Origin of the sequence: Polaromonas sp. SP1, from assembly GCF_003711205.1 — a bacterium.
Taxonomy (GTDB): Bacteria; Pseudomonadota; Gammaproteobacteria; order Burkholderiales; family Burkholderiaceae_C; genus Polaromonas.
This window is the reverse complement of the sequence record NZ_CP031013.1, coordinates 4403276-4423469: the sequence shown is the minus strand read 5'-3', so window position 1 is coordinate 4423469 and position 20194 is coordinate 4403276. Positions and strand designations below refer to the sequence as shown.

Annotated in this window: 21 protein-coding genes and 2 riboswitches; of the genes, 10 read left to right on the top strand and 11 right to left on the bottom strand. The window is 64.1% G+C overall.

The window, feature by feature from the left end; genetic code table 11:
- Positions 1-7: 7 nt before the first annotated feature.
- From DT070_RS20755 to arfB, 7 genes are read left to right on the top strand one after another with little or no spacing between them, the layout of a single operon-like run.
- On the top strand, positions 8-901 hold the full coding sequence (locus DT070_RS20755) for a sugar phosphate isomerase/epimerase (RefSeq protein ID WP_122957104.1): 894 nt from the start codon (positions 8-10) through the stop codon (positions 899-901).
- 44 nt (positions 902-945) lie between these two features.
- On the top strand, positions 946-2181 hold the full coding sequence (gene pcaB / locus DT070_RS20750) for a 3-carboxy-cis,cis-muconate cycloisomerase (protein WP_122957103.1): 1236 nt from the start codon (positions 946-948) through the stop codon (positions 2179-2181).
- On the top strand, positions 2178-2585 hold the full coding sequence (locus DT070_RS20745; RefSeq protein WP_122957102.1) for a carboxymuconolactone decarboxylase family protein: 408 nt from the start codon (positions 2178-2180) through the stop codon (positions 2583-2585). Before pcaB ends, DT070_RS20745 begins: the two co-directional genes overlap by 4 nt.
- Before the next feature lie 5 nt (positions 2586-2590).
- Positions 2591-3373 carry an alpha/beta fold hydrolase gene (locus DT070_RS20740; protein ID WP_122957525.1) on the top strand — a complete coding sequence of 261 codons (783 nt, stop codon included), beginning with the start codon at positions 2591-2593 and terminating at the stop codon, positions 3371-3373.
- Position 3374: 1 nt separating this feature from the next.
- The gene (locus DT070_RS20735) at positions 3375-4502 is read left to right on the top strand and encodes a Gfo/Idh/MocA family protein (protein ID WP_122957101.1); all 1128 of its coding nucleotides are present in this window, start codon (positions 3375-3377) and stop codon (positions 4500-4502) included.
- The gene (gene aroQ / locus DT070_RS20730; RefSeq protein ID WP_122957100.1) at positions 4499-4948 is read left to right on the top strand and encodes a type II 3-dehydroquinate dehydratase; all 450 of its coding nucleotides are present in this window, start codon (positions 4499-4501) and stop codon (positions 4946-4948) included. The genes DT070_RS20735 and aroQ overlap by 4 nt, the downstream gene beginning before the upstream one ends.
- An 18-nt stretch (positions 4949-4966) precedes the next feature.
- Positions 4967-5383 carry an alternative ribosome rescue aminoacyl-tRNA hydrolase ArfB gene (gene arfB, locus DT070_RS20725; protein ID WP_122957099.1) on the top strand — a complete coding sequence of 139 codons (417 nt, stop codon included), beginning with the start codon at positions 4967-4969 and terminating at the stop codon, positions 5381-5383.
- Between the two features lie 40 nt (positions 5384-5423).
- On the opposite strand, the gene DT070_RS20720 is transcribed toward arfB, so the two are convergent.
- On the bottom strand, positions 5424-6035 hold the full coding sequence (locus DT070_RS20720) for a YitT family protein (RefSeq protein WP_122957098.1): 612 nt from the start codon (positions 6033-6035) through the stop codon (positions 5424-5426).
- A gap of 214 nt (positions 6036-6249) precedes the next feature.
- Positions 6250-7239 (bottom strand): LLM class flavin-dependent oxidoreductase, encoded by a 990-nt coding sequence (locus tag DT070_RS20715; RefSeq protein ID WP_122957097.1) that lies wholly within the window; start codon positions 7237-7239, stop codon positions 6250-6252.
- A gap of 99 nt (positions 7240-7338) precedes the next feature.
- Between DT070_RS20715 and DT070_RS20710 the strand changes: the two genes are divergently transcribed.
- Complete coding sequence (locus DT070_RS20710) at positions 7339-8214, top strand: alpha/beta fold hydrolase (protein WP_164483789.1); 876 nt, start codon at positions 7339-7341, stop codon at positions 8212-8214.
- A gap of 15 nt (positions 8215-8229) precedes the next feature.
- On the opposite strand, the gene DT070_RS20705 is transcribed toward DT070_RS20710, so the two are convergent.
- Positions 8230-8628 carry an FKBP-type peptidyl-prolyl cis-trans isomerase gene (locus DT070_RS20705; protein ID WP_122957095.1) on the bottom strand — a complete coding sequence of 133 codons (399 nt, stop codon included), beginning with the start codon at positions 8626-8628 and terminating at the stop codon, positions 8230-8232.
- A gap of 169 nt (positions 8629-8797) precedes the next feature.
- On the opposite strand from DT070_RS20705, the gene DT070_RS20700 reads away from it, so the two are divergent.
- On the top strand, positions 8798-10024 hold the full coding sequence (locus DT070_RS20700; RefSeq protein ID WP_122957094.1) for a molybdopterin-dependent oxidoreductase: 1227 nt from the start codon (positions 8798-8800) through the stop codon (positions 10022-10024).
- 9 nt (positions 10025-10033) lie between these two features.
- Positions 10034-10684: a c-type cytochrome gene (locus tag DT070_RS20695; RefSeq protein WP_122957093.1), complete on the top strand. Its 651-nt coding sequence runs from the start codon at positions 10034-10036 to the stop codon at positions 10682-10684.
- 18 nt (positions 10685-10702) lie between these two features.
- On the opposite strand, the gene DT070_RS20690 is transcribed toward DT070_RS20695, so the two are convergent.
- The 8 genes from DT070_RS20690 to DT070_RS20655 all read right to left on the bottom strand — a co-directional run bounded on the left by DT070_RS20690 (position 10703) and on the right by DT070_RS20655 (position 20154).
- On the bottom strand, positions 10703-11458 hold the full coding sequence (locus DT070_RS20690; RefSeq protein WP_122957092.1) for a sulfite exporter TauE/SafE family protein: 756 nt from the start codon (positions 11456-11458) through the stop codon (positions 10703-10705).
- A 1-nt stretch (position 11459) separates the two neighbouring features.
- A complete protein-coding gene (gcvP, locus tag DT070_RS20685; RefSeq protein ID WP_122957091.1) occupies positions 11460-14354 on the bottom strand; it encodes an aminomethyl-transferring glycine dehydrogenase in 2895 nt (964 codons plus the stop codon).
- 129 nt (positions 14355-14483) lie between these two features.
- A complete protein-coding gene (gcvH, locus tag DT070_RS20680) occupies positions 14484-14849 on the bottom strand; it encodes a glycine cleavage system protein GcvH (RefSeq protein ID WP_122957090.1) in 366 nt (121 codons plus the stop codon).
- 60 nt (positions 14850-14909) lie between these two features.
- On the bottom strand, positions 14910-16109 hold the full coding sequence (gcvT, locus tag DT070_RS20675) for a glycine cleavage system aminomethyltransferase GcvT (RefSeq protein WP_228778664.1): 1200 nt from the start codon (positions 16107-16109) through the stop codon (positions 14910-14912).
- 26 nt (positions 16110-16135) lie between these two features.
- A riboswitch (glycine riboswitch) is annotated at positions 16136-16239 on the bottom strand.
- Between the two features lie 21 nt (positions 16240-16260).
- Positions 16261-16376: riboswitch (glycine riboswitch) on the bottom strand.
- A 19-nt stretch (positions 16377-16395) separates the two neighbouring features.
- The gene (locus tag DT070_RS20670; RefSeq protein ID WP_122957523.1) at positions 16396-16965 is read right to left on the bottom strand and encodes a hypothetical protein; all 570 of its coding nucleotides are present in this window, start codon (positions 16963-16965) and stop codon (positions 16396-16398) included.
- 343 nt (positions 16966-17308) lie between these two features.
- Complete coding sequence (locus DT070_RS20665) at positions 17309-18586, bottom strand: TRAP transporter large permease (protein ID WP_122957089.1); 1278 nt, start codon at positions 18584-18586, stop codon at positions 17309-17311.
- Positions 18583-19077 carry a TRAP transporter small permease gene (locus DT070_RS20660; protein WP_122957088.1) on the bottom strand — a complete coding sequence of 165 codons (495 nt, stop codon included), beginning with the start codon at positions 19075-19077 and terminating at the stop codon, positions 18583-18585. The genes DT070_RS20665 and DT070_RS20660 overlap by 4 nt, the downstream gene beginning before the upstream one ends.
- A 105-nt stretch (positions 19078-19182) precedes the next feature.
- A complete protein-coding gene (locus DT070_RS20655) occupies positions 19183-20154 on the bottom strand; it encodes a TRAP transporter substrate-binding protein (RefSeq protein WP_122957087.1) in 972 nt (323 codons plus the stop codon).
- Positions 20155-20194: the final 40 nt, after the last annotated feature.

Genomic DNA, 20194 nt, shown 5'->3' with positions numbered 1-20194 from the left:
CAATACCATGAGCCACTACAGCGGAAACATCGACGACTTCGGGATGGACACCATCTCGCTGGCCGGGCCGTTGGAGGCCAAGCTCAAGGCCGTGCGCAGCGCCGGCTTCTCGCAGATCATGCTGGCGGCCAAAGACATCGTGGGCCACCCCGACGGCATGGAGGCGGCGGTGGCGGCGGTACGCGCCAGCGGTTTGCGCGTCACGGGCTTTCAGGTGCTGCGGGACTTTGAAGGCCTCTCGGGCCATTTGCATGAGTACAAGATGGACATCGCCAAGTCCATGCTGGACATGTGCCATGCGCTGGATTGCCGGCTGCTGCTGGTCTGCTCGTCGACCTCGGTGCACGCTACCGATGAAACAGCCGCGCTGGTGAAGGACCTGCGCAAGCTGGCCATGCTGGCGATTCCGATGAACATCAAGATTGCTTACGAGGCTTTGTCATGGGGCCGCGTGATCAATGAGTTTCCGCAGGCCTGGGACATCATCTGCCAGGCTGACATGCCCAACCTCGGGCTGGGCTTTGACTCGTACCACATGTTTGCCACCGGCACCTCGCTGGACGAACTGGACATCCTGGATCCGGACAGGATTTTCCTGGTGCAGCTGGCCGACTTCATGTGGACCGAGATCAAGTCGGTGGAAGAGCGCATTGCGACGGCCCGGCACTTCCGTGTGTTTCCAGGGGAGGGCGTGCACAGCGAAGCGCTCGCCACGCTGGTGACGCGTTTGCACGGCCTGGGTTACCGGGGCGACTACAGCTTTGAGGTGTTTAACGACGACTACCAGCAGATGCCGCTGCCGGCGGTGGCGGAGCGGGCGTGGCGCTCGGCCTTGTGGCTGGGAGAGGACGTTCTGCGCCGCTCCGTGCCCTTACCCAACCAGATGAGGTTGAAACGATAAGGCCTTCTGCCTGCAGGCATGAATTATTTTGAGAGTGGAATCGAATGAGCAGTATTTTTGAAGGTTTTTTATCGTCGTCTGAAATCCTGGAAGCGTTCAGCGAGCGCAATTTCATTGACGCCATGCTGCGCTTTGAGGCCTCGCTGGCGCGCGCGCAGGCCAGTGCCGGCCTGATCCCGGAGGCTGCGGCACAGTCCATCGTTGGCACCTGCAAGGTCGAGCTGTTTGACGTGGCCAAGATCGTGCGCGAGAGCGGGCGCGCCGGCAGCATTGCGATTCCGCTCGTCAAGGCGCTGAAGGAAACCGTGGGGCTCTTTAACAAGGAGGCCGCGGCTTATGTGCATTTCGGCTCGACCTCGCAGGACGTGATCGACACCGCGCTGGCTTTGGTCTCGCGCAATGCGATGAACCTGATCGAAGCGGATATCCGCAAGGCCGTGACGGCGCTGCTGGCGCTGGCCCGGCGCCATGCCGCCGACCCGGTGCTGGCCCGCACCCTGATGCAACCGGCTTCGGTCACCAGCTTCGGCTTCAAGTGCGCCGGCTGGGCCGCGCCGCTGGCGCGCAGCCTGCAGCGCCTGCAGGCCGCGGGCGACAACGCACTCAGCGTGCAGCTGGGCGGGGCCGTCGGCACGCTCGCGCAAATGAAGGGCAAGGGCCCGCAGATCACGGCGCTGATGGCGGCCGACCTGAAGCTCAAGGCTGCGGCCTTTCCGTGGCATACGCAGCGCGACGAGTGGGTGGCGTTGGGTTGCGAGCTGGGCCTGCTGGTGGGCAGCCTGGGCAAGATCGCCAAAGACATTTCGCTGATGGGCCAGTACGAAGTTGGCGAATTGGCCGAGCCGACCGAGCCCGGGCGCGGCGGCTCGTCGGCCATGCCGCACAAGCGCAACCCTGTGGCCTGCATGGTTGCGCTGGCCGCCAGCGCACGCGTACCGCAGCGCGTGGCCGCCTTGCTGGCCACCATGCCGCAAGAACACGAACGCGCACTGGGCAACTGGCAGGCCGAGCTGGCCGAGTGGCCGGGGCTGCTGATGTCGGCGCACGGCTCGGTGCGCGCGATGGCGCAGGCCTTGCCGGGCCTGCAGGTCGACACGCAGCGCATGCGTGCCAATCTCGACACGCTGCGTGCCGAGCTGCCGGCAGACGCAGCCGACGAATGGTTTGCGCCAGAGCTGGCGAAGCAGGCCGCCGGCCTGGCGCATGCACAGGCTGACGCGCTGGAGCTTCTCCTTGCACCCGCCAGAACAACCGATCAACGCACAAAGGTAAACGCATGAGTGACCACGACAAGGGGATGACCAACCGCCGCCGCGTGCTGGGCGATGCGTGGGTCGACAAATCGATTGCCAAAAGCAACAGCTTCAATGGCGAGTTCCAGGACCTGATCACGCGCTATGCGTGGAACGAAGTCTGGGGCCGCCCCGCGCTGGGCGACAAGACGCGCCGGCTGATGGTGCTGTCGACCATGATCGCGCTGAAGGCTTATGAAGAATTTGCCATGCATGTGCGCGCGGCACTCGACGGCCCGCCCGAGTCGCGCCTCACGCCCGACGACATCAAGGAAGTGATTTTGCAGGCCGCGATTTATTGCGGCGTGCCGGCGGCCAACCATGCGTTTGCGGTGGCCGGTGACATCCTGCGTGAAAAGGGCTTGCTGCCCGCTGCGGAGAAGCAGGCATGAACGGCATGACAAAGCCGCATCTGCATTGGACCCAGGAAGGCCGGGGGCCGGTGGTCGTCCTCAGCCATGCGTTGGGCTGCGACACCAGCATGTGGGACGGCGTGGCCGCCGCGCTCAAGAGCCGCTACACCGTGCTGCGCCATGACCACCGGGGCCATGGGCAATCGGAAGCCGTACCTGGTCCGTACACCATCGACTTGCTGGCTGACGATGTGGCTGGTTTGATCAAGGCGCACAGCAATCGCCCGGTGCATTTTGTGGGCCTCAGCATGGGCGGTATGACCGCGCAGGCGCTGGCTGTGCGGCACCCGCAGCTGCTCAAAAGCATCACCATCGCCAACGCGGCCATGCACTACGACGATGCGGCGCGTGCCATGTGGGCGGCGCGCGTGAAGACCGTGCTGGAGCAGGGCGTGGCGGCGATTGCCGACGGCGCGATGCAGCGCTGGTTCACGCCTGAATTTCGGGCCGACGAAGCGGGTGGCGGCCAGCAGCGCGTGGCGGCATTGCGCCTGCAGCTGGAGAAGACCGATGCCAAGGCTTATGCCGCCAGCTGCGAAGCGGTTGCCAATATCGACTTTCGTGCCAGCAACGGGAGCATTCAATGCCCGGCCCTGGTGATTGGCGGGACGCGCGACGAGGCCACGCCCGTCGCGATGTCGGGGGCGATTGCCAGGAGCATCAAAGGCGCCCAGTTGCGCACCTTGCCCGCCGCGCACCTGAGCGCAGTTGAGCAGCCCGCCGCCTTTGCGGACTTGCTGGTGGGCTTTTTCGAAAGCGTGCGCTGACATGTCTTCGCCCGGCCATGCCACGCTGCGCATCGCCGTGGCGGGCGCCGGCGTCATTGGCCGGCGGCATATCGAGCTGATCCAGGCGAGCCCACGCACCCGGTTGTGTGCCGTGGTGGACCCACAGCCTGCGTCAAAAGAGTTGGCTGCCGGTTTGGGTGTGCCGCACTTCGACAGCCTGGAGACGCTGTTTGCTGTGCAGAATGCGGCCCGGCCGGACGGCGTGATCCTCGCCACGCCCAACCACTTGCATGTGCCTGGCGCGCTGGTGTGCGCGCAGCACCACGTACCGGCCCTGATTGAAAAGCCCGTGGCCGATTCACTGGAGGCCGGTTTGCAGCTGGCCGGGGCGCTGGCCCAAAATCCAACGCCCATGCTGGTGGGCCACCACCGGCGCTACAGCAGCACGCTCCAGGCGGCGCGGCGCGCCATACGGTCGGGCCTGCTGGGCCGTGTGGTCACGGTGACGGGAAGCGCGCAGTTCTACAAGCCCGACAGCTACTTTGAGCAAGGCCTCTGGCGCAAGCAGCCGGGCGGCGGCCCCATCCTGATCAACCTGATCCACGAGATGGACAACCTGCGTTACCTGTGCGGTGAGCTGGAATCGGTCTACGCCGTGGCATCCCACGCCGTGCGGCAGCTGGCGGTGGAAGACACGGCGGTGATGACGCTGAAGTTCGCCAGCGGCGCGCTGGGTACCTTCACGCTGTCAGACACCGTGGCGTCGCCGCGCAGCTGGGAGCAGACCTCGGGCGAGAACACGGCTTACGCGCGTTACCCGTCACAAGACTGCTACTTCATTGCGGGCACAAAAGGCTCCATGGCGGTGCCTACCTTGCACAGCTGGACGCATGGCCCCGAAGGCGGCGGCGAGCCGGGCTGGAACACGCCCTTCACGGAGCAAAACCTCACGCTGGAAGCCGTGGACCCGCTGGCAGCACAGCTGGACCATTTCTGCGATTTGATAGACGGCAAGGCAGCACCGATAATCACCGTCACGGATGCCCTGCAGAGCCTGTGCGCCGTCGAAGCCGTGCGGCGCTCGATTGCCACCGGCCAGGTGGTCGCCCTGCAAGACCTCGCCACAAGAATCAGCCAACCTGAACACATCGAAAGAGCCGCTTCATGAAAACAGCCCTGGTCCTCAACGGTCCCAACCTCAACCTGCTGGGCACGCGCGAACCCGCCGTGTACGGCTCGCAGACTTTGGCCGACGTCGAGGCCCTGTGCGTCAAGGCCTGCGCGGCCCACGGCTTCAAGCTGGACTTTCGCCAGAGCAACCATGAAGGCGCGCTGATCGACGCCATCCATGAAGCCGGCCGCGCGCAGGCCGCCGGCACGCTGGCCGGTGTGGTGCTGAATGCCGGCGCCTACACCCACACCAGCGTGGCGCTGCATGACGCCATCAAAGGCGCGGGCGTGACGCTGATCGAGCTGCACATCAGCAATGTGCATGCACGTGAAGCCTTTCGCCACCACTCCTATATTTCACCGGCGGCCAAGGCGGTGATGGCGGGCTTTGGTGTGAAGGGCTACGCGCTCGCCATCGCAGGCCTGGCAGAACTGGCTGGCTGAACCATTTAGGCGCTGACCATGGCCGCGCCACCGAAATTCCCGGTTGACGAACGCGAGGTCGAGTTCAGCGCCATCCGTGCGCAGGGGGCGGGTGGGCAGAACGTCAACAAGGTGTCCAGCGCGGTGCACCTGCGCTTTGACATCCACGCCTCTTCACTGCCCGAGGCCATCAAGGAACGCCTGCTGTGCCTGTCCGACAGCCGCATCACTCAAGAGGGCGTGCTGGTGCTGAAGGCGCAGCAGTACCGCACGCAGGAGATGAACCGCAGCGATGCGCTGGCGCGTTTGCAGGAAGTGGTGGACGGTGTCTCTACCCCGCCCAAGGCGCGGCGGGCGACCAAGCCCACCTATGGCTCCAAACAGCGCCGCCTGGTAGGCAAAAGCCAGCGATCGGAAATCAAGTCTTCACGGGGCAAGGTAGGCGGAGGCGATTGAGCCAGCGTGGAGCCGGCCAGCCGCCGGGGCTTTGTGCCGTTCAGGTCACCGTATAGCGGCCGGGCTTGTGATTGACCCAAAGGAACAGGCTCATCAGCACGGCGGCCATCACGGAATAAGCGACGCGCTCAGGCGGCACCACCAACAAAGCGAGCAGCACCACGATGGAGTCAATGCCCATCTGCACCTTGCCGGCGCGCAAGCCGTGCTTTTCCTGCAGGTAGAGCGTTACGATGGTGGCGCCGCCAAGACTGGCCCGGTGCCGGGCCAGGAAGAGGCAGCCGGTTCCCAGCAGCAGGCCGCCCACCAGTGCGGCATACAGCGGATGAATGTCCGCGATGTCAAACACCCTGGGTGACCAGTCCGCCAGCAGCGACAGCAATGCAATTGACAGAAATGTCTTGATGGTGAATTCGCGCCCCATGCGGGTCCATGAGAACCAGTAAAAGGGCAGGTTGACCAGAAAGAACAGCTTGCCGAAACTCACGCCGGTGGCGTAGTGCAGCACAAAGGCCACGCCGGCCGTACCGCCCGTCAAGAGCCCCGCCTGGTTGAAGATCACCATCGCCAGCGACACAAACAACGTACCCGTGAAGATGCCTTGGGCATCATCAAAGAGGGTGTGGCGTTCGGGGGCGGGGAATGGGGCCATATCGGAGACTGGAATAGTGCCCGCGGACGGGTACTTCAGGCGCAGCATGATCTGTGCCAAATGGGCGCTTGCCAGCCAATCCGTGCGACCGGCCGGTCCGGGCCATGGATCGTGATCAATGGTGTTTTAGGGCTCCAGCCCAATGAACACGTGGGCAAGTAGCTATAAAAACAATAGCACTTGCTGAGGCTGGCACCGCGGCAGGCGAGAGTTCCTACAGCGTGTCTCGCACCTGCGCAACGATCTCGAGTGAGCGTCTGGCGATCTCGGGGTCATAGATGTGCGTGGTCACGATCAACTCGTCCGCCTGCGTCTGGGCAATGAAATCCCGCAGCCCTTCCCGCAGCGTCGCGGCTGAGCCGGCAAGGGCATAGCGCAACATGCGCTGTGCCCCGGCTTTCTCGGCGGGCGACCAGTAGCTTTCGATGTCGTCAATCGGCGGGGGCATCGGGCCGGGTGTTCCGCGCAACAGGTTGGTCATGGCCTGCTGGACAGAAGTTTGCTGGTAGCGGGCCGCTTCATCGGTGTCGGCGGCGACCACATTGGCCGCCACCATGGCATAAGGCTTGTCGAGTTGCGCCGACGGCTCAAAACGGTCGCGGTAAATCTCCAGCGCCTGCATCAGCATGTCGGGTGCGAAATGCGAGGCAAAGGCAAAGGGCAGGCCCAGCGCGGCGGCCAGTTGCGCGCCGAAGAGGCTGGAGCCCAGTATCCACAGCGGCACCTTCAGGCCCGCACCCGGCACGGCGCGGATTCTCTGGCCGGGCTCGACATCGCCGAAGTAGTGCTGCAGCTCCTGCACGTCCTGCGGAAAGGTGTCGGCATTGTTCTGGTGGTCGCGCCGCAGTGCGCGGGCGGTCGGCTGGTCGGTGCCGGGTGCGCGGCCCAGGCCCAGGTCGATGCGGCCGGGGTAGAGCGAGGCGAGCGTGCCGAACTGCTCGGCAATCACCAGCGGCGAATGGTTGGGCAGCATCACGCCGCCCGAGCCCACCCGGATCGTCTTCGTGCCGCCGGCTACATGGCCTATCACCACCGCGGTGGCTGCGCTGGCAATGCCGGGGTTGTTGTGGTGCTCGGCCAGCCAGAAGCGCTTGAAGCCCAGCCGCTCCGCATGCTGGGCCAGCGCCAGCGTGTTGCGAAAGGCGTCGGCGGCGGTGGCGCCCTTGACGATGGGCGACAGATCGAGAACTGAAAAGGGAATCATGGGGGTGTGTTGTGAGAGGTGCGCGCCTTGTAGCAAGGGGCGGCAGGCCAGTTTAGGAGCTTCACGATGGCCGCACGGGTGGCAGGGTATAAATCCTCCATGACAGATCCGTTCGTTCCCGCACTGCCTTTTGAGGCGCAGTCCCTCTTGCGTACCGCCAGCCGCATTGAAACCCCCTGCGGCAGCGGGGCTATGGTCTGGCACACCTGGGGGCAAGCGACACGCCGGCCCGAACTCGCGCCCCTGGTGCTTTTGCATGGCGGCAGCGGAAGCTGGATGCACTGGCTGCGCAACATCCCTGCCTTGGTGGATTCGGGCCGCTGGGTGCTGGTGCCGGATCTTCCGGGTTTTGGGGACTCGGCCGTGCCGGCGGGCGGCAGCGATGCCGATGCGCTGCCCGAACCTATGGAGGAGGGCTTGAACATGCTGGTGGGCGCCGCCGCCTGCGACCTGGTGGGGTTTTCATTCGGCGGCATGGTGGCCGGCTTTATCGCTGAACGCTTTGCGGCCCGGGCTGCGCGTGTGGTGCTGGTGGGCGCTCCCGGCCTGGGTGTGGCCCTTGAAAAGGCGATACGGCTGCGCGCCTGGCGGCATCTCACCGATCCGGCTGAGCGTGACGCCATCCACCGACATAACCTGGCGGCCCTGATGCTCCACCACGAGGAATCCATTACCGAACTTGCGCTGCGCCTTCACATTGCCAATGTGCTGCGCGACCGCATGAAAGGCCGCAGCCTGGCGCGCACCGATGCGCTGGCAAAGGCACTGGCGCGCTTGAAATGCCCGGTGTATGCGGTGTATGGCCGTGAAGATGCACTGTACCGCGACAAACTCGACTTGCTGCAGGCGGCGTTGGAGAAGGCACCGCATTTCAGGGGCCTGGCGCTGATTGAAGACGCCGGCCACTGGGTGCAGTTTGAGCGGGCCGGCGCGTTTGATGAAGCGCTTCTTGCAGCGCTGGACGCCGGCCTTTAGTTTCTGGCTGTTTGTTTACTGGATCGCCAGCAGCTCGATCTCAAACGTGAGGGTTGCATTGGGCGGCACGGCATTGCCGGCGCCGCGCTCGCCATAGGCCGTGGCGGGCGGGCAGGTCAGCGTGGCTTTGCCGCCGACCTTGATCTTTTGCATGCCTTCCGTCCAGCAGGGCACCACACGGTTCAGCGGAAAGGTAGCGGGTTCGCCGCGTTTGTAGGAGCTGTCAAATTCCTTGCCGTCGGCCAGCGTGCCGCGGTAGTGCACCTTCACGGTGTCGCTGGCTTTGGGCTGCGGGCCGGTGCCGTCTTTGGTGTGCACGACCTTGACGCCGCTGGGCAGGGTTTCGGCCGGGGCTGCGGCCAGGGCGGCGGTGGAGAAGGCGAAGCAGGCCAGGGTGGCGATCAGGATTTTCATGGGGTGAGGGCTTTCAGGTGCGGGAGGTGATTTCCGCCGGGCTTTCAGGCCTGCGCGGGGCGATGCGGGATTATCCTCCCGCGCCCGGCGGGCTGCTGCCCCTATCATGGGATGGCCGTGTATCGCCAAGCCTGCGGCAACCATTCATCCCAAAAAAAGAGGACGCCCCATGAACCATCGCGATGACCACGATGCCCGCAGGAGACAGTTTTTACAGCGTGCCGGCTTCGGGGCCGCGGCGCTCGGCGGCCTTCCGCTGGAGGGGTTCGCCAGGGGGCGTGAAACGCTGCCCTTCGGCAACGGCGAGCGTGAGCTGGTCACCTACCCGGGCAAACGCCCGCTGCTGCGGGTCACCACAAGGCCGCCGCACCTTGAAACGCCGTTCAGCGCATTCAGCGAAGGCGCGATCACACCCAACAACGCCTTCTTTGTGCGTTACCACCTGGCCAATATCCCCAAGCGCATCGATGCCAGCACTTACCGCCTGCGGGTCGGCGGCCACGTCAAACAATCGCTGTCGCTTTCACTCGCGGAACTGAAGGCGCTGGCCGCGCCGGTCGAAGTGGTGGCGGTCAACCAGTGCTCGGGCAACAGCCGCGGGTTTTTTGAGCCGCGTGTCTTTGGCGCGCAGCTGGGCAACGGCTCCATGGGCAATGCGCGGTGGGTGGGCGTGCCGCTGCGGGCCGTGCTGGAAAAAGCCGGCGTGCTGCCCGGCGCCAAACAGGTCGCATTGAACGGGCTGGACACGCCTGTGCTGCCCCAGACGCCGGATTTCATCAAGGCCCTGAACATCGACCTGGCGCTGAGCGCCGAGCCCATCGTGGCCTGGTCGATGAATGGCGCGGACATCCCTTTCCTGAACGGCTACCCGATCAAACTCATCGTGCCGGGCTACTTCGGCACCTACTGGGTCAAGCATTTGAGCGAAATCGTCGTGATGGACCACAACTTTGAGGGCTTCTTCATGTCGACGGCTTACCGCGTGCCCGACAACGATTGCCACTGCGTGCCGGCCGGCACCGCGCCCACGGCGACGCGGCCGCTCACGACGCTGCCGGTGCGCTCTTTCATCACCAGCGTGGCGGGCGGGGCGCGCCTGCCGGTGGGCAAGCCCGCGCAGCTCAAAGGCATTGCCTTTGACGGCGGCAGCGGCATCCGCAAGGTCGAGGTGTCGGAAGACGGGCAGCAGTGGCGCGAGGCTGTGCTGGGCAAGGACCTTGGGCGTTTCTCGTTCCGCGAATGGCGCTTTGACATGACGCCGCAACGCAAGGGCGAGTTCAAGCTGATGGTGCGGGCCACCAACATGCAGGGCGATGTGCAACCTGCCACGGCGACCTGGAACCCGGGCGGCTATGCGCGCAATGTCATTGAAACCACTCGCCTTGTAGCGGTCTAAGGGATCGCCATGAACCTCCTCAATTTAAATGCCGCGCGTGTCCTGTCCGCAGCTGTTTTGGCCCTGGGCTGCAGCACTGCATGGGCGCAAGCCGTGCAGACCGTGACCTTGCCGCTGGAGAACGCCAAACTCAAGCCGTCCAAACTGGCCGGCTACCAGATCGCGATGCAAAAGTGCGGCATCTGCCATTCGGCCGACTACATCAGCCAGCAACCACCGGCCATGACGGCAACGCAGTGGACGGCCGAGGTGCGCAAGATGGAGCACGCTTACGCGGCACCGCTGAGCGACAGCGACGTGGCGCAGATCGGCGAATACCTGGCGGTGACCTATGGCGGCGCGAAGCCCACGCTCGGGCCCGTGGTGGCTGCCAAGCCGGCGCCTGCCGCTCCCGGCGCACCCGCTGCCGAGGTGGACGTGCAGGCCGTGCTCAAGGCCAATGCCTGCCTCGGCTGCCATGCCGTCTCACAAAAGATTGTGGGGCCGGCGTATCACGACGTGGCGGTCAAATACAAAAACGACCCGCAGGCGCTGGCCAAACTGGAGACCAGCATCAAAGCCGGTGGGTCGGGCAAGTGGGGGCCTGTCGTCATGCCGCCGTTTGGCAATCTGAGCCCGCAGGAGTTGAAGGCACTCGCGGGCTTTGTGCTGAAGCAATGATGGAAAAGCGGTTGCTGCTCAACCCAGGCGCTTGAGCAGCACCGGCACCGACGACACCAGCATGGCAACACCGGAGCAGGTCAGCAGGCTCAGCACCAGCCTGCGAAAAGCCAGGTCGCTGATGCCCGTGTAAACCCGTCCGCCCAACCAGGCGCAGATGAGCGCAGCAGGCGCCACGATGGCCAGCATGGGCAGCGTCTCGCGGGTGACCAGGCCGGCGGCGACGTAGCTGGCCATGGTGACGGTCAGCACCGCCAGGTTGAAGTTCTGGATGACGGCGCGCTGGGCGCCCTTTTCGTAGCCTCGCAAGGTGCACCACAGCGTCGGAATGACGCCGCTGAAACCACCCAAGGCCCCCATGAACCCGCCGGCAACGCCGATGGCGCCGTCGGCCACGCGGCCCCCGTGGTGGATGCGGGGAAGCTTGCCTGAAAAAAGCATGGCAGGGCACCACACAGCCAGCAGCATGCCGAGAAACAGCTTGAACAGCTGGACATCAAGCCGCGGCAGCAACAGCAAACCCAGCGGCAGCCCCAGCAGCCCGCCGGCCAGAAAGGGCAGCAGGCGCTTCCAGTCGGTGATGCGGCTGCCCGTGAAGGCCGCCATGAGCTGGCCCGTCAGCCCACCGAACACCGCCATGACAGCGGCCAGCTTCGGGTCGATGGACCAGGCCCAGAACGACATGGCGACCAGGCTGAAGCCAAAGCCCGACAGGCCCTGCACAAACCCGGCCGCCGCTGCGCCCGCGACGATCAGGATGAGCTGCGTGTCCAAATCAGGCGTAGTCGGCTACTGGCACGCAGCTGCAGAACAGGTTGCGGTCGCCGTAGACGTTGTCGACGCGGCCCACCGGCGGCCAGTACTTGACCTGCTTGAGCGACGCCAGCGGGAACGCGCCGGTCTCGCGCGGGTAGGGGCGGTCCCAGTCGGCGCCCATCAGGCTGGCCGCGGTGTGCGGCGCATGCTTGAGCGGGTTGTTGTCTTGCGGCCATTGGCCCGCTTCGACTTTGCGGATCTCTTCGCGGATGGCGATCATCGCGTCGATGAAACGGTCCAGCTCGGCCAGGGTTTCGCTTTCGGTCGGCTCGACCATCAAGGTGCCGGGCACCGGGAAGCTCAAGGTCGGTGCGTGAAAGCCGTAGTCCATCAGGCGCTTGGCCACGTCTTCGGCGGTGACGCCGCTGGTTTCTTTCAGCGGGCGCAAATCCAGAATGCACTCGTGCGCGACATGGCCGTTCTCGCTGGCGTAGAGCGTCGGGAAGTGGTCTTTCAGGCGCGAGCTGATGTAGTTGGCGCTCAGGATGGCGACTTCGGTCGCTTGCGTGAGGCCTTCCGGGCCCATCATGCGGCAGTACATCCAGCTGATGGGCAGCACAGCCGCATTGCCCAGCGGTGCTGCTGACACTGCGCCCACACCGTTGACGGGGATGCCCGCCGTGGCATGGCCGGGCAGGTAGGGCACCAGGTCGGCCACGACGCAGACCGGGCCGACGCCCGGGCCGCCGCCGCCGTGCGGGATGCAGAAGGTCTTGTGCAGGTTCAGGTGGCTCACGTCGCCGCCGAACTCGCCCGGCGCCGCCACGCCGACCAGCGCGTTCATGTTGGCGCCGTCGACATACACGCGGCCGCCGTGGCTGTGCACCATCGCGCAGAGTTCTTTGACCTGCGTTTCAAACACACCGTGCGTACTGGGGTAGGTGATCATCACGCAGGCCAGGTTGGCGCTGTGCTGCTCGCACTTGGCCTTGAGGTCGGCCATGTCGACATTGCCCTGCGCGTCGCAGGCGGTCACGACGACGGTCATGCCCACCATCTGGGCGCTGGCAGGGTTGGTACCGTGAGCCGAGGAGGGAATCAGGCAGATGTTGCGGTGGCCCTGGCCCTTGGCTTCATGAAAAGCCTTGATGACCAGCAGGCCGGCATATTCGCCTTGCGAACCGGCATTGGGCTGCAGGCTGATACCGGCATAGCCGGTGGCCTGGCACAGCCAGTCGCGCAGCTGCTTGTCGAGTTCGGCGTAGCCCTGCAGTTGCTCGGCGGGTGCAAACGGGTGGATGTTGGCGAACTCCGGCCAGGTGATGGGAACCATCTCGCTGGTCGCGTTGAGCTTCATGGTGCAGCTGCCCAGCGGGATCATGCTGCGGTCCAGCGCCAAATCCTTGTCGCTCAGCATGCGGATGTAGCGCAGCATGCCTGTTTCGGAGTGGTGGGTGTTGAACACCGGGTGCGTCAGGAAGGCGGTGGTGCGGCGCAGGTCGGCGGGGATCAGCGACTCGACGCCTTTTTCAAAGGCGCTGACCACGGGCACGGTCTGGCCGGGCTTGGCAAAGAAGGACCAGAGCAGCTCGATGTCCTTGCGGCTGGTGGTTTCGTCGAGCGACACGCCCAGGTGATTTTTCAAGCGAAATCGCAGGTTGGCCCCCGCGGAACGTGCACGTTCTGCTATCAAATTGGTAGCATCGCCGGTTTTCACCGTCACGGAGTCAAAGGCGCCGGTGTTGGTGATTTCATAGCCCAGCTCCTGCAGGCCGCGCACAAAGATGGCGGTGTAGGCGGCCACGCGCTCGGCGATGCGCTTGAGGCCTTGCGGGCCGTGGTAGACGGCGTACATGCTGGCGATCACGGCCGGCAGCACCTGTGCGGTGCAGATGTTGGAGGTGGCCTTTTCGCGGCGGATGTGCTGCTCGCGGGTTTGCAGTGCAAGGCGGTAGGTTGGGTTGCCGTGGCTGTCGACGGTGACGCCGACCAGGCGGCCGGGCAGCGAGCGCTTGAATTCGTCGCGGCAGGCAAGGTAAGCCGCATGCGGGCCGCCGTTGCCCATGGGCATGCCGAAGCGTTGGGTGTTGCCCAGCACAATGTCGGCGTCCCATTCGCCGGGTGGCGTTAGCAGCGTGAGGGCCAGCAGGTCGGCCGCCACGCACAGGGCCGCGCCGTCGACATGCGCCTGGCCGGCCAGCGGGCGCAGGTCATGGATGCTGCCGGTGGTGGCGGGATATTGCGCCAGCACGCCGAAGTAATTGCCTTCGGCCATCAGCTGCGGCACCGTGACGGATGCGGTGCTGACTTTCACCTCGATGCCCAGCGGCCTGGCGCGCGTCTGGATCACTTCAATCGTCTGCGGATGGCAATCACCCGCCACGATAAAGACATTGCTCTTGCTTTTTACGCTGCGCTTGGCCAGCGTCATGGCTTCGGCGGCGGCGGTGGCTTCGTCGAGCATGGAGGCGTTGGCGATCGGCATGCCCGTCAGGTCGCACACCATGGTCTGGAAGTTGATCAGCGCTTCCATGCGGCCTTGCGAAATCTCGGCCTGGTAAGGCGTGTAAGCGGTGTACCAGGCGGGGTTCTCGAGGATGTTGCGCAGGATCACGCCCGGCGTGTAGGTGCCGTAATAGCCCTGGCCGATGAAGTTCTTGAACACCTGGTTCTTGGCCGCAATGGCCTTGAGCTGCTTGAGTGCGGCGGCTTCGGTGACAGGCGCGGGAATGGCCATGGCCGTGCTGCGTGCAATCGAGCGCGGCACGATGCCTTCGACCAGCGCGCGGCGCGAGGCCGAGCCCACGATGCTGAGCATGTGGATTTCGTCGGCTTCGTCAATGCCGATGTGGCGGGCAATGAATTCGGAAGGGTTTTCAAGATCGCCCAGCGGCTTGGCGGATTGCATCAACATATCGGGTCCTAGAAACGGGAGGGTAAACATTCGCTAGCCGACGTGCGCAGCGCCGGGCCGCCCCAAGCAAGCACAGCCCCCTCGGGGGGCAGCGTATTACACGAAGTGAAAAGCGTGGGGGCCATATCTTCAGGCAGCGAAGGCGGTGTAGCGTGTCTCGTCCATCAGCGCGTCCAGCTGCGAAGGTTCAGACAGCTTGATCTTGAAGAACCAGCCGGCGCCCATCGGGTCGCTGTTGGCCAGCGAGGGGTCGTTTTTCAGGGCTTCGTTGATTTCGGTGACTTCGCCGCTGACGGGCATGTACACGTCGGCGGCGGCCTTCACGGACTCCACCACGCCGGCGGTTTCTTTCTGGGCGAAGGTGGCGCCCACTGCGGGCAGGTCCACAAACACCACATCGCCCAGCGCGTCCTGCGCGTGCACCGTGATGCCGACGGTGGCGATGTTGCCTTCAATCTTGAGCCATTCGTGGTCTTCGGTGTATTTGACGGTCATGAGGTTCTCCAGGGGTTGAGTGAGCAGAAACTAAAACTAAAACTAAAACTCAAAAAATGCTTAACCGCGGTAGTAGCGGGCGGGAACAAACGGCATGGCGGCGACTTCCATGGGCACAGCCTTGCCGCGCACCATCGCGTTCACGCGCGTGCCCAGGGCCGCGAATTCAGGTTTGACATAGCCCATCGCAACCGGCTGGTTGACCGTGGGGCCGAGCAGGCCGCTGGTGACTTCGCCAATCACGGCGCCGTCGGTGCTTTGCAGTTCGGTGTGGTCGCGCACCGGCACGCGCTCCAGCGCCACCAGGCCGACGCGTTTGCGGGTGAGCAGCGCAGGGTCGGCCAGTTGCGCCAGAATTTTGTCGGCGCCGGGGAAGCCGCCGGCGCGTGCGCCGCCCGTGCGGCGAATCTTTTGCATGGCCCAGTTGAGGCTGGCTTCCACCGGTGTGGTGGTGGTGTCGATGTCGTTGCCGTAGAGGCACAGGCCCGCTTCGAGCCGCAGCGAGTTGCGCGCGCCCAGGCCGATGGGTTTGACTTCGGGCTCGGCGAGCAGCGCGCGTGCGAGGGTGTCGGCCTGCGTGGCCGGCACCGAGATTTCAAAGCCGTCTTCACCGGTGTAGCCGCTGCGGGTGATGAAGCAGTCGCAGCCGGCCACGGTGAATTGCCCACCGGTCATGAACACCAGCTTTTCGACGCCCGGCGCCAGCCGTTGCAGGGCGGTGACGGCCTGCGGGCCCTGCAGCGCCATCAGCGCCATCTCGGGCATGGGAATGACCTTGCAGCGCGAGCCGATTCGGGCCTGGATGTGCGCGATGTCGCCCACCTTGCAGGCGCCGTTGACGATCACAAAAAGATCGCCACCGTTGGCGTAGTCGCGGTTGAAGAACATCAGGTCATCGATGATGCCGCCGTCGTCATTGAGCAGCAGGCCGTAGCGCTGCTTGCCGGCGGGCAGGTCGATCACATCGACCGGGATCAGCGACTCCAGCGCGGCAGCCGCATCGGCGCCCACCAGGCGCAACTGGCCCATGTGGGACACATCAAAGAGGCCGGCGGCCTGGCGTGTATGCAGGTGTTCCGCCATCAGGCCCGCGGGGTATTGCACCGGCATGGAATAGCCCGCAAAAGGCACCATGCGCGCGCCGAGCTCCACATGCAGGCCGTGCAAGGGCGTTTTCAGCAGGGTTTCAGGGGCGGCGGAAGCGGCGGAAGGGGTGGACGAATCGGACAAGGCATTCTCCGGGGGGGCAAACACGGTCATGGCAAGAACATGTTCTCGATCCATGGGCTGCCCCTGCTGTCCACTTTACCTGAGAGATTCACCCGGCGATGCGGGTTTGCTCCTTCGGTGGGCTGCCTGTGAAAGGCTGCCTCTCTCCAGTAGGGAACGCCGTGCCGCGTGGTGCGCCGCAGGGCGGTTGCCAGTCCTTTTGCCTGAGCGTTCAGTGCGACTCAAGGGGGGTGCCCCAGGGTGCTCGTGCGCCTTCGGCGGTTTTCGCTGAGGAAAACTCTCTCCTGACCCCGAGGAGTGTAACGGAAGGAGGTTCTCAGGCCGCCTGGTGATGCGGCAGCAGCATGGCGATGCGTTCGCTGATGGAGTCGGCGCGTTCGTGGCCGGCGATTTTTTCGATTTCCTCGATCATCTCGCGCGAGGCGGCCAGCATGGTCTCGCGGTCTTTGGCGTTGCGCAGCGCTTCGCGAAAGCGCTCAGCCATCTCCGGGTTGCGCCGGGCGAACATGCGCTCGCAGATGTCAAACAGGAACATCCGGGTCGTGGCGAGCGAGCGCTTGCCCTCAAACTGGTCGGCCGAGACCTGGATGGCCTGCGTCGTTTCCGGGCTGGGGAAGTCTTTCAGCTGGGCGGGCGTGGGTTTTGGCGCGGGCGGGGCCGCAACTGCCGGGGCAGGCGCTGCCGTTTTCCCGGGATGCGCTTCCAGAAAGCCTTCGCGCAAAAGCCGCAGGGCAATGGCCTCGCCGTCGCCGTCAAACAGCGGGCGGAAATCCTGGGCGGATTTGCTGCCGTCGGCCATCAGCAGCAGGGTGCGCTCGCGCTGGCCTAGCGTTCTCACGCCAGGCTTGAGCTCGGCGCGGGCACGGTCGGTTTTGTGGAGCTGCATGGATTTCATCCTCACATGAAAGTAGGGGCCTGTTAACGCTATTTATGCAAATGCGAATGGGGTGAAAACGGCGCCAATCAAGGCGCGCGACGAATCCCAGACCGGGAGTCTGGGTGAGGAGCGCAACGCGGAGTGGCGCCGTTTTCACCCCATTCCCTCCGGGTTGCGATCAAAAAGGCCTTGCGCGGCGTTGCAAAGCCTTGACGGGGTCTACCCCGCCTGCGTTTTGCGCCTTGCTCAAGGCCTTTTTGACTCGCAACGCATCTTGCATAAATAGCGTTAACAGGCCCTAGAGCATCGCCCCCGCAGATGACAGAGTCGTGAAACCCCGTCTGAAAATAAGCTATTTGGCGTACACCAGGTCACGCAGGCCCAGCGATAACTGCGGTACGTAAGTCACCACCATCAGGCAACCCAGGATGACCAATACGAAGGGCAGCAGGTACGGGATGATGCGGTCCAGCGATATTTTGGCGACGGTACAGGCTGCGAACAGGTTCACGCCGAATGGCGGCGTGATCATGCCCAAGGCAAGGTTGACCACCATCACCAGGCCGAAATGCACCGGGTCGATGCCGAAATGCACGGCCACCGGCGCCAGGATGGGCGCCAGCACGATGATGGCGGCGCTGGTTTCAATGAACATACCGATGACGAAGAGAGCCGCGTTGACGCCCAGAAGGAAGAGTGCGGGCGACTGCAGAACGGCCTCAAGCCAGCGGCCAATGGCATCCGGCACGCCGGCTCGGGTGATCAGAAAGGCGAACAGCCCGGCGTTGGCGATGATGAACATGATCACGGCGCTGGAGATGACCGATTTGCGCAGGATGACGTAGAGGTCTGCGAGCTTGATTTCGCGGTAGATCACGATGCCGACAACCAGCGCATAGAACACCGCCACCGCAGACGCTTCGGTCGGCGTGAAAATCCCGCCGTAAATGCCCCCCAGGATGATCACCGGCATCAGCAGCGCCCAGCCGGCCTGCCAGGTCGCCTTGCCAAAGCTCAGGCGGCCGTCGCCGTCGTGCTTGCCCCAGCCCTTCCAGCGGCAGTAGAGGTGCACGAACAGCATCAATGCACAACCGATCAGCAGGCCCGGGCCGAAGCCGGCGATGAAAAGTTCACCGATCGAGACTTCTGCGCTCACGCCGTAAAGAATCATGGGGATGGACGGCGGGATGATCACGCCCAGCTCCGCACTGGTGGCCTGCAGGGCTGCGGCGTAGGCGGTGGGGTAGCCGTGCTTGATAAGCGCCGGTATCAGGATGGCGCCGATGGCAAAAGTGGTGGCCACGGACGAGCCGGACACAGCCGCAAAAATCATGCAGGTGAGCACACAGGTCATGGGCAGGCCGCCCTGGACGCCGCCCACAATGCTTTTGGCGAATTCGACCAGCCGGCGCGAGATGCCGCCGGTTTCCATCAGGTTGCCGGCCAGGATGAAGAAAGGGATCGCGGCCAGCGGAAACTTGTTGATCGAGGAGAACATCTCCTTGACGGAGATCAGCATGTTGGCGTTGGAGGCCTGGATGCCGAAGATGGACGCCAGGCCGATGGACACGGCCACGGAAACGGTGAGCGCAAAGCACAGCACCATCGTTGAAATCATCACTGCGGTCATTGCGCCGTCTCCAGTTCATTGCGTTGCGGGTCGATCAGGTTGCCGATGATGCCGATCACGCAAAACATGCCGCCCACGGGCATGGCCACATAGCCCCAGAACATTGAGATGGATTCGAGGCCGGCCATGGACTGCACGCGGCCGCGCAGCGAGTAGTCCCATCCCCACCAGACGATGACCGCGATCAGGGCCAGCGCGGCCAGGCAGACCAGCCAGTCCAGCACACGCCGCACGCGCGGAGGGCTCCAGCGGTAGAGCACATCCACGCTGACCATGGCGCCTTGCCGGAAGGCCATGGGGATGCCCATGAACACCATCCAGATCAGGCTGAGGCGAATCAGGATCTCGCTCCACTCGGCGGGCTGCTCGAGGACAAACCGCGTGACGATCTGGAACATGCCCAGTGCCGAGGCGATGACGAGCATCAGGCAGGCCACCAGCATGGAGAAGCCGGTTGTCCATCGTTCAAGTTTGAGGAAGGCTTGTTTCATGGCGTATCCCGGAAGACCAGGGAGGAGTACAAAGAAAACGCCCGCAAGCTCAGTGTTTGCGGGCGTAAGCGGCTACAAAAAGTGTAGCAACTACCGATAGATTGCTTACTTGTAGTTGCGGATCGCGTCGATATTGGCCTTGCCGAACTGCTTCTCGAATTCAGCATTGACGGGTGCGAGCATGGTCACGAATTTGGCCTTGTCGACGTTTTCGATCACCGTCATGCCCTTGGAGCGCAGTTCGGCCACGCCGTTGGCGTCGTCCTGGTCGACGCGGGCGCGGTTGGCCTTGGTCGCTTCCTTGGCCGCATCGACGAAGGCCGTCTTGTCGGCGGCGCTGAGCTTGTCGAAGGCTGCCTTGTTCATCACGAAGATGCAGGGGGAATACACATGGCCGGTCAGCGACAGGTGCTTCTGGACCTGGTCGAATTTGGCCGACATGATCACGGACAGGGGATTTTCCTGGCCGTCCACAGTGCCTTGTTGCAGCGCGGTGAACACTTCAGGAAAGGCCATCGGCGTGGTGATGATGCCCAGGCCTTTGTAGGCCGCGATGTGCACCGGATTCTCCATGGTGCGCATCTTCAGGCCCTTCAGGTCTTCCGGCAGCTTCACGTCGCGCTTGCTGTTGGTCATGTGGCGAAAGCCGTTCTCGGCCCAGGCCAGCGCCTTGAAGCCCTTGGCATCGAATTTGGTCAACAGGTCCTGGCCGATCGGGCCGTCCAGTACGGCGCGTGCATGCGCCTTGTCGCGAAACAGGAAGGGAACGTCGAGGATTTTGGTTTCAGGCACAAAGTTGGGAATCGGGCCCGTCGAGGAGAAGGCCAGTTCCTGGGTGCCCAGTTGTACGGCTTCGATGGATTCGCGCTCACCACCCAGTGCCCCGTTATAAAAGGTCTGGATCTTGTAGCGGCCGGCTGTGCGTTTCTCGACTTCCCTGGCGAAGGTATCGATGGCAACGCCCTGATGCGAGTTCTGGGCGGTGGAAATGCTGATGCGCATCGTGCTTTGCGCGCTTGCAGATGCGATGAATCCCAGGCCCAGGGCCATGCCGACCAGCAGTTTTGAAATTTTCATGTTGTCTCCAAAATAATCGTTGTCCAGAAAATCCGCGACT